Below are 13420 nucleotides of genomic sequence, written 5' to 3'. Positions count from 1 at the left end.
GCATGCACAAGGCACCGGCAATCATCATCCTGGGGCCAGGCAGCCTGGCCACGGCGCAGCGTATCCAGCAGCGTTATCCACAGGCGGTGATTCATGGCCTGAGTGGCCGTGTCGAGGGCGTCGATCAAACGTACGCCTCGTTTGGCGACACCCTGCGCGCGCTGTATCAGCAGGACACCCCGATCATCGCCCTGTGCGCCGCCGGTATCGTCATCCGCAGCCTGGCCAGCGTGCTCAGCGAGAAAGGCGTCGAGCCACCCGTACTGGCGGTGGCCGAGGATGGCAGCGCAGTCGTGCCGCTGCTCGGTGGCCTGAGCGGTGTGAACGTGATGGCGCGTGAAATTGGCGAGGCATTGGGCGTGGCTGCTGCGATCACTACCAGTGGCGAGCTGCGTTTCGGCACCTGCCTGCTGAACCCGCCACAGGGCTATGCCCTGGCGGATATCGAGCAAGGCAAGCGCTTTGTTTCCGACCTGTTGGCCGGCGAGACGGTACGCGTCGAAGGGGATGCGCCGTGGCTGGACCAGGCGCAATTGCCTGCCAGCGAATCGGCCCAGCGCACAATTCATGTCGGCCATCAGGCACGCGCGAGCAGCCGGGACGAGTTGCTGATCCACCCGCGTTCGGTGGTGGTGGGCGTCGATACCGCTGACCTGCAGGGCATTCGCACAGCGCTAAATGACGCGGGCATTGCCGAGCAGTCGTTGGCTTGCCTGCTGGCGAGCGAGCACGCCATGGCCGATGCCGCCTTGCACGAGGCGGCGCAGGCGCTTGGTGTGGCGCTGCGTTTCGCGGCCAAGCCTGGCGACCTGCGTGGCATGGTAGCCCAGGCGTTGCCTGACGCGCAGTTGATCGAGCAGGCCAACGCCGTCATCGCAGTGGCTTCGGCACCGGTGGATGCTGAGCGGATCGGCCGCCGCCGTGGCCGCCTGGCGGTGATCGGCCTCGGCCCTGGCGCTGCCGAGTTGATGGTGCCGGCGGTCAAGGCAGAGCTGGCACGCGCCCAGGACATCCTTGGCTACGAAACCTACGTGCGCATGGCCGGGCCGTTCCGTGCAGACCAAGTGCAGCATTGCACCGACAACCGCGAAGAGATGCAGCGTGCTCGCCACGCCTTCGAGCTTGCTGCACAAGGGCGCTCGGTAGTGGTGGTGTCGTCGGGTGACCCGGGTGTCTTCGCCATGGCCGCCGCCGTGCTCGAAGCACTGCACGCCTCCAGCGACCCGGCCTGGCAGCGGGTTGATCTGGAGATCCTGCCGGGTGTTTCGGCTTCGCTGGCCACCGCCGCCCAGGCGGGTGCACCGCTGGGGCACGACTTCTGCGTGATGTCGCTGTCGGACAACCTCAAACCGTGGTCGGTCATCGAGCATCGCCTGGACCTGGCGGCCCAGGCCGACCTAGTCCTGGCATTCTACAACCCGATTTCACGCTCGCGGCCTTGGCAATTGGGGCGTGCGCTGGAGATCGTGCGACAGCACCGCGATGGGAACACACCTGTAGTCCTTGGCCGCGACATCGGTAGGCCAGGGCAGACACTCAAGGTGGTCTCCCTGGCCGAACTGGTGCCAGAAATGGTCGACATGCGCACCATGGTCTTGCTGGGTTCTTCCACGACCTGTCAGTTTGCCAAGGCCGATGGCACCCAGTGGGTGTACACGCCGCGTTGGTACCCGACCGCCGGGTGAGGCGCCGAGGGAACCCGTTCATGCCTGTACCCCGGTCGTTTGCAGCATAGGGTGAAGGCCCCTCGACGATACCCGTCGGGGGCCTTCAAGGATTCTGCACATGACCGAAGAAAACACTAACCGCAGCTTGGCTGTTGTCGAACAATCGCTGCTGGCGCTCAGCGCAGGCATGTCGGCGCAAAGCCGACGCGATGCCAAAACCACCTTCCAGTTTTCGTCTCTCGTGGCCTCCAAACTGTATAACCGCGACGGTGAGTCCGAGGCTTGGTTCAATAAGTTCCTGGAAACCATGCGCACCGTGGGTTGGGTGACGGGCAAGCGTTCCTACGAGCGTGACTATGACACCAGCCGTTCGATGACCCTGGGCCCGGTTGCCTTCAAGGTCGCGAGCGCTGCGGGTAAAGCACTGCTCGGTGGGCCGGTGGGCGATGCCATGGCGAAGCTGGCTGGCGATGCCATCAATGCGCTGGGCAATATCGAGGAAGCCCAGAAGATCTTGCAGCAGAACCTTAAAGGCAATCCGGTTGCGACCACGGGGCTGGGGGCGTGCATCGAAACGCCCGAGGGAGAGGTGTTCATGCTGGTCAGTGCATTCAGTGCATCACCAGGCGAAAACGACCTCAATACCACGGTGTTCGAATGGAAGAGCTCGAGCAAGGACCGCTACTGTGCTTCGGCCGTGCTCAGCTTCAACGAAGTGGTCTACACCGACGAAGTTCGTGCAGCGATCGAGAAGCGGTTGATCGACAGGGCCATCAAGGCGGCCATCGAAAGCATCTTCTGACATCAAGCGGGGCCTTTCGGGCCCCGTACTTCTTTCTGTGTGTTTGAAATGCGAGGTAACCCGATGAGTAAGGAAGCCTATTCCTTGTGGCTCGTTGGCGGCACGGCCTTGTTGGTCGAGGATACGACGCAGCCCGCCCTGCAATATGCATTCGACTCGGTACTGTTTGCCCAGCTGCGTGCCGACAAATTGAACGGTTCACGTTTTGCCCGCTACGGGCTCTGGTACAGCGACTATCGAAAGGCCCTGGAAGAGCGTGGTTGGATCATTACGTTGAGCCACAGTGATCACCTGCGTATGCGGGACGGCGGCATGCGAGCCCCGTTGGACCGCGTCACTGACTATTTGCAGGCTCGGTACCCCAAGCTGACAGGCCATCTAAAGGCGGCCACCAACTTCCTTTCACAGGATGAGGTGCAGCAATACGCGCGGCCGTTTACCCAGGCCACGCAGGACAATACCACTCACGTCGTTCAAGAGTTGGGCGTGTTACTGCCCGGTGCTGTCTTGGACCTGTGTGGCGTGGCGTTCAAGAACCCATTGCCTTCAGGTGACGGCATAGACCTGCGCGCCAGTGGTGCAATGCTGGGAGATTTCGTGACGGAAGCCATTCGCAAAGACCTGCATGACTTGCTTGAGCGCAAGCAGCGAGCGGTACACATCAGGAACCTGGGCCTACTCACACCGGAGAACGACCATGCAAGCACATGAAGTCGACGTAGTCGGCGCAAGCCTGGTTTCATTCATTCCTGGGGTCAGTCTTCGGCAGCGCAATGCCATCAAGCTTGCCGCGTTGTGGGCTGAGACCGTGACCTTGACGGACATGAAAGAGGAAGCTGCCAAGGACCAATACCACTACTACCGCAAGAAGCTGATGTTTCTTGGGTGGGATGCGAAGACCGCAGAAGAGGTCCACTGGCCTGATCCTCAGCGTGTGGTGGTAGTCGATCAAGTGCTGAGTGCGATCAATGCGGTCGCGGGGCATAGCCATTCAACCTACATGGCACTGGCGTTGGAGAAGTTGAAGAACAACGACATACCGTTGCTGCATTTTGAAAAGCGCAGCAGTGAACAGGGGAAGTTTCAGCTGATGTCCTGTGCACCCGTAAGTGCCAACTACGTAGACATTGTGCTGTATCACGAGGCTGGCGGCCGCGCTGCCTTCACGGCTGGTTTTCTGTTTCGTGAGCGCCGCAACATGCACGTGATGGCAGAGCTGGTGCGGTTCAATACGCGTCTGTTCGACCAAGAGCGTCGTAGCGGGGTGGAACGTGCGCTGGTGAAAATCGCACTGGAGGAAATCAAGAAGGCCGTTTTTTAGGGCACCAGGTAACCCTTGATCCCGGTAAAGATGATCTGCGCCGCCAGGGCACAGACGAACAATCCCATCAAACGGCTGACGATCTGCAGGCCCTGGTCGCCGAGAATCCGCTCGATGCCGTGCGAGAGGTACAGCACCAGGCCCACGGTGAAGCTGGCCAGCGCGATACTGGCGATGGCCAGCAACTTGTCATCCCAATGCGGCTGGCCCACGCCCATCACCAAGAGGGCACCGATGGTGCCGGGGCCGACGGTCAGGGGGATGGTCAATGGCACGATGGTCACGTCCTGCTGAACGTTGTCGGCCTGCACCGCCGGTTTGCCCTGCGCCATGCCCAACGCCGAGATGAACAGCACGCTGCCGGCACCGATGCGGAAGGCGTCGGCGGTGATGCCGAAAATGCCGAAGATCGCCCGGCCGAACAAGTACAACAGCACGCTGGCGACCAGGGCGGCGAAGGCTACCTTCCAGGCCAGTTGCTTGCGTTCCTTGCTGGAATGGCCGCGGGTCAGGCTGATGAAGCACGACAGCACGAAGAACGGGCTGTAGAGCACGAGCATCTTCAGGTAGACACTGAACAACTCATGGAGCATGGGTTGGGATCCTCGGCTGCGGTGGGTGCCTGTCGATGCATCGTCGGCATTGCTTACGGGATAGGCGCCGGATCCGTCTTGGCTTCCCGGTGATTCGCCCAATATTGGATCAGCTCGCGCAATTGCGACAGCTCCACCGGCTTGGCCATGTGCCCATCCATGCCCGCCAACTTGGCGCGCTCCTTGTGCTCGGCAAGGATGTGCGCGGTCAGCGCCACCACGGGCGTACGTGGGCGCTGGTGCGCGGCTTCCCATGCGCGCAGTTGCTGGGTGGCCGAGAAGCCATCCAGCACGGGCATTTCGCAATCCATCAGTACCAGGTCATAGCGCTGCGCCTTCATGGCTTGCAACGCTTCTTCACCATTGCAGGCCGTGTCCGGCTCGAGGTTGAGCTTGCCCAGCATGCCGCGGATCACTTTGGTCGAGATGCTGTTGTCCTCGGCGACCAGCACGCGGAAGTCGCGGGGCAGGTCCAGTGCTTGCGGCACACCGGGAGGGGTGGCCGGCACCGCTTGCTCACGGCCACGTTGGGCCAGCTCTTCGGCCAGCGTAGTCTTCAGCGTATAGCCTGCCACCGGTTTGGCGAGTATCCGCTTGACACCGGCATTGCGTGCGATGACCTTGCTCGGCGCGTTGCTGATGCCCGTAAGCATTACCACCAGGATGTCGTGGTTAAGGCTAGGGTCTTCCTTGATCTTGGCCGCCAGTTGCATGCCGGTCATGCCGGGCATGTTCTGGTCCAACAGCACGGCATCGAAGTAGTCGCGCAGGTGCGCCTTGGTGCGCAGCAATGCCAGCGCTTCTTTGCCGGAAGGCACCGCGCTGACATTCATGCCCCATGCGCTGCACTGCTGCACCAGCACCTTGCGGCAGGTGTCGTTGTCGTCCACTACCAGTACCCGCGCGTCGCGCAATGGGCCATCGAGGTCGGCGGGCGGTTGTTCCAGGCGCGAAGGGTCCAGCGGCAGGGTCAGCCACAGGGTGTTGCCCATGCCGCTGCTGCTCTTGATGCCGAATTCACCCTGCATCAGGCCGATCAACTGCTTGGCGATGACTAACCCGAGGTGGCCGCCGAGCTTGTTGCTGGAGAGGAAGTGATGGCTGTGCAGCTCGGCTTGCAACAAGGCTTCGCGCTCGGCGGCGGGCAACGGTTCGCCGCTGTCCTGCACGGCAATGCGCAAGCGCGGCGCTTCGCCACGTTGGTCGAGTGCCACCACCAGCAGGATCTCCCCCTGGTCGGTGTTTTTCAGGGCATTTTCCAGCAGGCTCGACAGTGCCTGGCGCAGGCGCGTTGGGTCGCCACTGATCACGCGAGGCACTTGAGGCTGGGTGAAGCTGATCAGCTCAATGTTCTGCTGTTCGGCCTTGGCCCGGAAGATGTTCAGGCAGTCCTCGATCAATGCATTGAGGTCGAACTGCACATCGTCCAGTTCGATCTGCCGGGACTCAAGCTTCGAGATGTCGAGAATCTCGTTGATCAGCGTCAGCAGCTCGTTGCCGGCGCTGTGGATGGTCTGCACGTAGTCGCGCTGCTTGACCGACAGCGGCGTGCCGAGCAGCAGCTCGGTCATGCCCAGCACGCCGTTCATGGGCGTGCGGATTTCGTGGCTGATTTTGGCCAGGAACTCGGCCTTGGCGTTGATTTCGGCATCGCTGGCGGCCAGGGCGCGGCTGGCGCTGAAGCGCTCTTCGCTCATGCGTCGCAGGCGTTCACTGACCGCCAGGTTAAGCAAAAGGCCGCAAATGACGGTCAAGCCCATGAGCACGCACAGCAGCCACGGCGTCGACGTGCGGGTCAGCCCCAGAAGCGCGGGCAACAGCACCAGGCCGCCAAGGTTGTAGACCCCCATGGCAAGGGTGAACAGGCGTGCGGGCGCGTAGCCCTTGTACCAGTGATAGGCGCTGACCAGCAGCATGCTGACGCTGCCAAGGGCCAGCAGGGCATAGGTCATCAGGTTGAGTGGCAAGGTGTCGACGAACAGCAGCACCAGGCCGCTGACCGCAGCCACCAGCATCTCGCCCTGCAACAGGCGGTTGAGCCGCGGCGAATGGCATGGCGAGAAGAAATGCAGGGTGAAATACAGGCCAGCCAGGCCTGCAAGGACCAGGGTGAGGTAGGCCGCTGGCGTTTGCGCACTGTGCCACACGTGCCACCAGGGGCCGCTGAGGTTGAGCAGGATCAACCCGCTGAGCAGCATCAGGCCGTGGTAGAGCGCCAAAATCAACGTGGTGGTGGAGCGGCCATAGAGGAAGCGGATCAGGTTGTGCAGGATCAGCATCACCAGGCCGCCGAACAGCATGCCGAACAGCAGCGGTTGGGTCTGGTCGGAAGCGGCAACAGCCGCGGGCTCAAGGCTGATGGCTGGGCGCAATTGGTGCTCGGACACCAGGCGCAGGTAGATGTCCAGCGGCTGCCGGCTGTTGGGCAATGGCAGCACATGGTCGCTGCCGCGCAGGGTTGGGCTGGCATTGCCGGCCTGGCGCCCGTGGTGCAGCTGACGCAGTAATTTGTCGCCCTCGAGGGCGTAGAGGTCCAGGCCTGAAAGGTCTGGGGCGAACACCCGCAGCAGTTGCTCCTGATCGCCAGGTTCCAGGCGATAGTGCAGCCACAGGGCTTGTTCGGCAGGGGCGGCATCCAGGTCGCTGAGCAGCAGCGGGCTGAACTGGTTGCGGTAGCGATCGGAGCGCACGTCGCTTAATTGCAGGTTGGCCTGTTCGTCGAGCAGAACAGACCAGCCTCCGCCTTCTTCGGCCGAGGCCGGGAGCAGGCAGAGCAGGGTCAGCAAGCTGACGATCAGAGCTGTGGCAATCCGAAGCCGACGCACTACGAAATCCCTTCTTAGCCGATGTGCCGGATACTAACTATGCGCGGCGCGCCAAGTCGAAGGCAAGGCCCAGAAAGGGCCCTGTCGACGAGCCGAAGGCCGTGGGCGCAAGGCGTCACGGCGCTTCGGTAAAGGTTACTGCTGGTGTTCACCGCGCTCGCGGGCAATGGCCCGGTAGCCGATGTCGGTACGGTAAAAGCTGCCGTCCCACTTGACCTGCTCTGCCAGGCGGTAGGCCTGCTGCTGAGCGGCTTCGACGGTTTGGCCCAGGGCAGTGGCGCAGAGCACACGGCCGCCGGCGGTAACCACTTGGCCGTCTTTCAGGGTGGTACCGGCATGGAACACCTTGCCTTCGAGCTTGGCGGCAGCGTCCAGGCCGCTGATCGCGTCACCTTTGGCGTAGTCGCCCGGGTAGCCACCGGCAGCCAGCACGACGCCCAGGCTCGGCCGTGGGTCCCACTGGGCTTCAACCTTGTCCAGGGCCTTGGCGAAGGCGGCTTCGATCAGCAGCACCAGGCTCGACTCCAGGCGCAGCATGACCGGTTGGGTTTCCGGGTCGCCGAAGCGGCAGTTGAACTCGATGACCTTGGGGTTGCCCGCCTTGTCGATCATCAGGCCGGCATAAAGGAAGCCGGTGTAGACGTTGCCTTCCTCGGCCATGCCGCGCACGGTCGGCCAGATGACTTGGTCCATCACGCGCTGGTGCACGTCGGCGGTCACGACTGGGGCAGGCGAGTAGGCGCCCATGCCACCGGTGTTCGGGCCGGTGTCGGCGTCGCCGACGCGCTTGTGGTCCTGGCTGGTGGCCATTGGCAGCACGTTGTGGCCGTCGACCATGACGATGAAGCTGGCTTCTTCGCCGTCCAGGAACTCTTCGATGACCACACGCGAACCCGCATCGCCAAAGGCGTTGCCGGCCAGCATGTCACGCACGGCGTCTTCGGCTTCTTGCAGGGTCATGGCGACGATCACGCCTTTGCCCGCCGCCAGGCCGTCGGCCTTGATCACGATCGGCGCACCCTTTTCCTGCAGGTAGGCCAGGGCTGGCTCGATTTCGGTGAAGTTCTGGTAGTCGGCGGTCGGGATCTTGTGACGCGCCAGGAAATCCTTGGTGAAGGCCTTGGAGCCTTCAAGCTGTGCGGCGCCTTTGGTGGGGCCGAAGCAGTCCAGGTTGCGGCTGCGGAACAGGTCGACGACACCTGCGACTAGTGGCGCTTCAGGGCCGACGATGGTCAGTTGCACGTTCTGTTCGGCGAAGTCGGCCAGTTGCTCCAGGGCGTTGACGTCGATGGCGACGTTTTCGCACTTGGCTTCAGTGGCGGTGCCGGCGTTGCCCGGGGCAACGAAAACTTTCTCGACGCGTGGGTCTTGGGCGACTTTCCAGGCCAGGGCGTGCTCACGGCCGCCGCTGCCGATGATCAAAACTTTCATGTCAAAACCTCAATTCAAGGTGGTCTCGAGGCTGGCGGCGGGCCTTGTGGGAGCGGGCTTGCCCCGCGAATGCGATGGTGAATTCACCGCCGCATTCGCGGGACAAGCCCGCTCCCACAGGCCCGCTGCTCGCCCCGGAATCCGTGTAATCAGTGGCGGAAGTGGCGCATACCGGTGAACACCATCGCGATGCCAGCTTCGTCGGCTGCGGCGATGACTTCGGCATCACGCATCGAACCACCTGGCTGAATCACGGCGCTGATACCCACTTTAGCCGCATTGTCGATGCCGTCACGGAACGGGAAGAACGCATCCGACGCCATGACCGCACCTTGAACATGCAGGCCAGCATGCTCGGCCTTGATTGCAGCAATGCGAGCGGAATTGACGCGGCTCATCTGGCCGGCGCCGACGCCGATGGTCTGGCGCTGCTTGGCGTAGACGATGGCGTTGGACTTGACGAACTTGGCCACTTTCCAGGCAAACACCAGGTCGTGGATTTCTTGCTCGGTCGGGGCACGCTTGGTGACGATTTTCAGGTCATCGGCGGTGATCATGCCGATATCGCGGCTCTGCACCAGCAAACCACCGTTGACGCGCTTGAAGTCCCAGCCGGCAGCACGCTCAGCTGGCCATTCGCCGCATTCCAGCAAGCGAACGTTCTGCTTGGCGGCGACCACGTCGCGTGCGGCCTGGGAGATTTTCGGGGCGATGATCACTTCGACGAACTGGCGCTCGACGATGGCCTTGGCGGTTTCGCCATCGAGCTCGCGGTTGAAGGCGATGATGCCGCCGAAGGCCGACTCGGTGTCGGTGGCGTAGGCCAGGTCGTAGGCCTTGCGGATGCCGCCTTCGTCTTCCGGTACCACGGCCACGCCGCACGGGTTGGCGTGCTTGACGATGACGCAGGCAGGTTTGACGAAGCTCTTCACGCACTCCAGCGCAGCGTCGGTGTCGGCCACGTTGTTGAACGACAGCTCCTTGCCTTGCAGCTGGATGGCGGTGGAGATGCTGGCTTCACCCTTCTTGGCTTCGACATAGAACGCCGCGCTCTGGTGCGGGTTCTCGCCGTAGCGCATTTCCTGGGCTTTGACGAACTGGCTGTTGAAGGTGCGCGGGAATTCGCTGCGTGCTTCAGTGCTCAGGGTGTCCTTGGCCTGGTCGATGGTGCCCATGTAGTTGGCGATCATGCCGTCGTAGGCGGCAGTGTGTTCGAACGCCTTGAGCATCAGGTCGAAGCGCTGGGCGTAGGTCAGGCCGCCGGCTTTCAGGCCGTCGAGGACGCTGGCGTAGTCGCTGGCATTGACCACGATGGCAACGTCTTTGTGGTTTTTGGCAGCGGAGCGGACCATGGTCGGGCCACCGATGTCGATGTTCTCGATGGCGGTCGGCAGGTCACAGCCTGGCTTGGAGATGGTGGCTTCGAAGGGGTACAGGTTGACGGCGACCAGATCGATCGGCTTGATGCCGTGCTCGTTCATGATGGCGTCGTCGATGCCGCGACGGCCCAGAATGCCACCGTGGATTTTCGGGTGCAGGGTCTTGACCCGGCCATCCATCATTTCGGCGAAGCCGGTGTAGTCGGCCACTTCCACCGCGTTCACGCCGTTATCCTTGAGCAGCTTGTAGGTGCCGCCGGTGGACAGGATCTCGACACCGAGCTGCTGCAGCTCACGGGCGAATTCGAGGATACCGGTCTTGTCGGAGACGCTGATCAGGGCGCGGCGGATCGGCAGGCGGGTAGTCTGGTCGGTCATTTCGGATTCCATAACGCGGTGGAGTCAGCAAAAAAGGCGCCTCTGTTCAGGGAGCCGCCTTTTCTGATTGGGATTCTGGCTTACAACAAGTCGTACTGCTTGAGCTTCTTGCGCAGGGTGCCTCGGTTGAGCCCGAGCATCTCGCTGGCCTTGGTCTGGTTGCCCTTCACGTAGTTCATCACGCTTTCAAGCAGGGGCGCCTCGACTTCGGAGAGCACCAGGTTGTACACGTCCGTGACGGTCGCGCCTTCCAGGTGGGCGAAGTAGTTGTGCAGCGCCTTCTCGACGCTGTCGCGAAGGGTCTGGCCCTCTTCGCTCGGCGTGTTGAGGTGCTGTTTCAGGTTGGCGTTGTCGCTCACGGGCGTTGTTCCACTCACAAATGTCTCGGTCATCATCGTCATGCGGCCACCCCTTGTCCGTCCTCTGTCTCAAGGCTCTGTCGACGTTCACTGAAAAACGCGCGAACGTTGGCGCACTGCGCTTGTGTGTCTTCCAAAGCATTGAACCGGGAGCGAAACTCCTTGCCGCCGGGTCGTGTTGCCAGGTACCAGCCAACGTGCTTGCGGGCGATACGTACGCCCATCACATCGCCATAGAAGGCATGCAGCGCGGCCAGGTGCTCTAGCAGGATGCGTTCCACTTCGTCCAGCTGCGGGGCCGGCAACTGTTCGCCGGTCCGCAGGTAATGCTCGATCTCGCGAAAGATCCAGGGCCGCCCTTGGGCAGCGCGGCCGATCAACAGGCCATCGACCCCGGTGGCGTCCAGTACCGCCCGGGCCTTTTCTGGCGAGGTGATATCGCCGTTGGCAAATACCGGGATAGACACCGCCTGCTTGATGGCAGCGATGGTGTCGTATTCGGCTTCGCCTGTGTACAGGTCGGCGCGTGTGCGGCCATGCACCGCTAGCGCCTGGATGCCGGCCTGTTCAGCGATCTTCGCCACATTCAGGCCGTTCTTGTTCGCCCGATCCCACCCCGTGCGGATCTTCAGCGTCACCGGGACGTCCACGGCGCCTACCACGGCGTGGAGAATCTCGCTGACCAAGGCTTCATCTCTCAATAAAGCAGAGCCTGCAGCTTTGTTGCAGACTTTTTTTGCCGGGCAGCCCATGTTGATGTCGATGATCTGGGCGCCCGCTTCGACGTTGGCCTTTGCCGCCGCTGCCATCATCTGGGCATCCCCGCCGGCGATCTGCACCGAGCGCGGCTCGGGATCGCCTTCGTGAATGCGGCGCAGGCTCGACTTGCGGCTGTTCCACAGGCTCATGTCGCTGGACACCATCTCCGACACCACCATGCCTGCGCCCAGGCGCTTGCAAAGTGTTCGGAAAGGCTGGTCCGTGACCCCGGCCATGGGGGCGAGGATCAGGTTGTTTCGCAGTGTGTATGGGCCGATGCGTACCGCCGACATAGGTGATCCCTGTTGTGGGGCCGAATCTTGGAGTTCGAAAAAGGGTGGGCATGATACCCGCTCTCGGTGACCGGATAAAGATGGATTTGGATAAAATCTGAACAGTTGTCGGCTTATGACTTTTGGTGTGGGTAGGCGAGGCTGGGGGCACAAAGTGCCCCCAGGATCAGCCGATTACTCCGGCGAGCGGAAGCTGAGGCTGTAGTTCACGGCCTTGGGGCCTGGGTCGAGGATGTCCAGGGCGATGTGGATCGGGGTCTGGCTGGGCATCTCGCCGCGCCCGGCCAGTTCGCCAGAGAGGTACTCGCTGGGCTTGAAGCGCCGGCTGGCGATCAGTTGGCCATTGAGGTCGGCGAAACGCAGCTCGAGCAGCGGGAACGGCTGGGCGAAGGGGGCGCGGTTGTAGATGATCGCATCGACGATCAGTGCACCCTTGAAGTCAGGGTGGCTGCGCACCACCAGGTTGCTGCTCTTGATGCGGGCGATGTCGACGCGGGTCGGCACTTCGCAGCCGAACAGCGGGCATACCTGCTGGAAGATCGGCCGGTACTGGTCCTGGCGGGCCATTTCATCGAAATGGAACCACACGTACTGGAACGCCAGCAGGCCTGCAGCCAGCAGCGTCAGGAAGCCCCACAGCAAGCGCCTGCCCCAGTTGGGCTGGGGCTTTTCCCAGCCCAGTTGCAGCGGGTCGTCGACCACGTCGACCAGCGGTTCCTTGCGCGGCGCTCGCTCGGGCTTGCTGGACAGGCCAGGCTCCAGGCGTTCACCGGGCAACGGCTCTACAGGGTCGTCGTCGTGGGCCGACAGGTGCAGGTCCAGTTCGTCATCGTCGCGCGCGCTGAGGCCCTTTTCCGGGGCCGGGTCGTGGCTGGCAGCGAAGTGCTCGCTGACGAACGCATGGTGCTCGTCGGCCTCGATGTCGCGCCGTACGGGGGGCTCGTCGTCGATGTCCAGGTCCAGGTGGCCGCCCAGGGTCGGCTCGGTGCGATCGCCCGGGGCGGGCTCCAGGTCCAGTGACTCTTGCTCGAACGCTTCCTGCTCCAGCGCGTGCTGTGTCAGTAGCGTGGGTGCAGGTTCAGGCGCCTGTTCAGGCTCGAAGCGGTCGTCGGTGGCGTTGCCAAACAGCTCATCGATATGGGCGTCTGGCTGATGTTCTTCACGGCGGGCCTGCAAACCGTTGTCCGCGCTGGGCGGGCGAGCGGCGGCAGGTTCGCCACGACGTTCAAGGCGGGCCAGCTCTTGGTCCAGGTCCAGTTCATCCAGGGCCTGGGCCGTGAGCGCCCAGTCGTCCTCAGGGGGCGCTGGGCGTTCGCTGGCGGGGGGATCGGGCGTGACCGCAGGCTCGGCAATCGGCTCGGTAGGTGCTGCGGGTGCGGCGGGTACCACTGGCGCCACGGGCACCCTAGGTTCCACAGGCACGCTGGCATCACCGGCGCGGTTCTGCTCCAGCAGTTGCTTTGCGGCGTTGAACACCTGCAGGCAATGGCCGCACCGCACCACGCCGCGCGCCACACTCAACTGGTGATGGGTGACGCGAAAGCTGGTCTGGCAATGCGGGCACTGGGTGACGAAACTGTCGGTCATGCGGCGATCCGGGGTTGTACAAAAGT

11 protein-coding genes are annotated in these 13420 nt (G+C 62.8%); 4 read left to right on the top strand and 7 right to left on the bottom strand.

The window, feature by feature from the left end; all coding sequences use genetic code 11:
- Positions 1-2: 2 nt before the first annotated feature.
- The 4 genes from cobJ (at position 3) to AC5PZ0_RS18700 (ending at position 3790) form a co-directional block, all read left to right on the top strand.
- Complete coding sequence (gene cobJ / locus AC5PZ0_RS18715) at positions 3-1685, top strand: precorrin-3B C(17)-methyltransferase (RefSeq protein ID WP_493855489.1); 1683 nt, start codon at positions 3-5, stop codon at positions 1683-1685.
- Between the two features lie 100 nt (positions 1686-1785).
- Positions 1786-2469, top strand: coding sequence for a hypothetical protein (locus AC5PZ0_RS18710; RefSeq protein WP_493855488.1), 684 nt, complete (start codon positions 1786-1788; stop codon positions 2467-2469).
- A gap of 63 nt (positions 2470-2532) precedes the next feature.
- On the top strand, positions 2533-3180 hold the full coding sequence (locus tag AC5PZ0_RS18705) for a hypothetical protein (RefSeq protein WP_493855487.1): 648 nt from the start codon (positions 2533-2535) through the stop codon (positions 3178-3180).
- Positions 3167-3790 (top strand): hypothetical protein, encoded by a 624-nt coding sequence (locus AC5PZ0_RS18700; protein ID WP_493855486.1) that lies wholly within the window; start codon positions 3167-3169, stop codon positions 3788-3790. Before AC5PZ0_RS18705 ends, AC5PZ0_RS18700 begins: the two co-directional genes overlap by 14 nt.
- Here AC5PZ0_RS18700 and AC5PZ0_RS18695 read toward each other — a convergent pair.
- The 7 genes from AC5PZ0_RS18695 to AC5PZ0_RS18665 form a co-directional block, all read right to left on the bottom strand.
- On the bottom strand, positions 3787-4383 hold the full coding sequence (locus AC5PZ0_RS18695) for a MarC family protein (protein WP_099455402.1): 597 nt from the start codon (positions 4381-4383) through the stop codon (positions 3787-3789). The two genes, AC5PZ0_RS18700 and AC5PZ0_RS18695, sit on opposite strands and share 4 nt — an antisense overlap.
- Before the next feature lie 53 nt (positions 4384-4436).
- Entirely contained in the window at positions 4437-7208 is a 2772-nt protein-coding gene (locus AC5PZ0_RS18690) for a hybrid sensor histidine kinase/response regulator (protein WP_085272337.1), read from the bottom strand.
- 135 nt (positions 7209-7343) lie between these two features.
- Positions 7344-8639: a phosphoribosylamine--glycine ligase gene (purD, locus tag AC5PZ0_RS18685; RefSeq protein ID WP_186677431.1), complete on the bottom strand. Its 1296-nt coding sequence runs from the start codon at positions 8637-8639 to the stop codon at positions 7344-7346.
- 149 nt (positions 8640-8788) lie between these two features.
- Positions 8789-10396 carry a bifunctional phosphoribosylaminoimidazolecarboxamide formyltransferase/IMP cyclohydrolase gene (gene purH, locus AC5PZ0_RS18680; protein WP_493855485.1) on the bottom strand — a complete coding sequence of 536 codons (1608 nt, stop codon included), beginning with the start codon at positions 10394-10396 and terminating at the stop codon, positions 8789-8791.
- Positions 10397-10476: 80 nt separating this feature from the next.
- Positions 10477-10797, bottom strand: a complete 321-nt coding sequence (fis, locus tag AC5PZ0_RS18675) for a DNA-binding transcriptional regulator Fis (RefSeq protein ID WP_012274390.1) — start codon at positions 10795-10797, stop codon at positions 10477-10479.
- Positions 10794-11807, bottom strand: coding sequence for a tRNA dihydrouridine synthase DusB (dusB, locus tag AC5PZ0_RS18670; RefSeq protein WP_027592597.1), 1014 nt, complete (start codon positions 11805-11807; stop codon positions 10794-10796). The genes fis and dusB overlap by 4 nt, the downstream gene beginning before the upstream one ends.
- Positions 11808-11981: 174 nt before the next feature.
- Positions 11982-13394 carry a DUF3426 domain-containing protein gene (locus tag AC5PZ0_RS18665; protein WP_493855484.1) on the bottom strand — a complete coding sequence of 471 codons (1413 nt, stop codon included), beginning with the start codon at positions 13392-13394 and terminating at the stop codon, positions 11982-11984.
- Positions 13395-13420 lie beyond the last annotated feature (26 nt).

Source organism: Pseudomonas sp. 5.2, assembly GCF_059025405.1.
The sequence above is the reverse complement of the archived record's forward strand: the minus strand, read 5'-3'. Positions and strand labels throughout refer to the sequence as shown.

What these genes read in the sequence shown, in the direction of transcription:
- cobJ (WP_493855489.1), top strand. Translation starts at nt 3, where the DNA reads ATGCACAAGGCACCGGCAATCATCATCCTGGGGCCAGGCAGCCTGGCC.
- AC5PZ0_RS18710 (WP_493855488.1), top strand. Translation starts at nt 1,786, where the DNA reads ATGACCGAAGAAAACACTAACCGCAGCTTGGCTGTTGTCGAACAATCG.
- AC5PZ0_RS18705 (WP_493855487.1), top strand. Translation starts at nt 2,533, where the DNA reads ATGAGTAAGGAAGCCTATTCCTTGTGGCTCGTTGGCGGCACGGCCTTG.
- AC5PZ0_RS18700 (WP_493855486.1), top strand. Translation starts at nt 3,167, where the DNA reads ATGCAAGCACATGAAGTCGACGTAGTCGGCGCAAGCCTGGTTTCATTC.
- AC5PZ0_RS18695 (WP_099455402.1), bottom strand. Translation starts at nt 4,383, where the DNA reads ATGCTCCATGAGTTGTTCAGTGTCTACCTGAAGATGCTCGTGCTCTAC.
- purD (WP_186677431.1), bottom strand. Translation starts at nt 8,639, where the DNA reads ATGAAAGTTTTGATCATCGGCAGCGGCGGCCGTGAGCACGCCCTGGCC.
- purH (WP_493855485.1), bottom strand. Translation starts at nt 10,396, where the DNA reads ATGACCGACCAGACTACCCGCCTGCCGATCCGCCGCGCCCTGATCAGC.
- fis (WP_012274390.1), bottom strand. Translation starts at nt 10,797, where the DNA reads ATGACGATGATGACCGAGACATTTGTGAGTGGAACAACGCCCGTGAGC.
- dusB (WP_027592597.1), bottom strand. Translation starts at nt 11,807, where the DNA reads ATGTCGGCGGTACGCATCGGCCCATACACACTGCGAAACAACCTGATC.
- AC5PZ0_RS18665 (WP_493855484.1), bottom strand. Translation starts at nt 13,394, where the DNA reads ATGACCGACAGTTTCGTCACCCAGTGCCCGCATTGCCAGACCAGCTTT.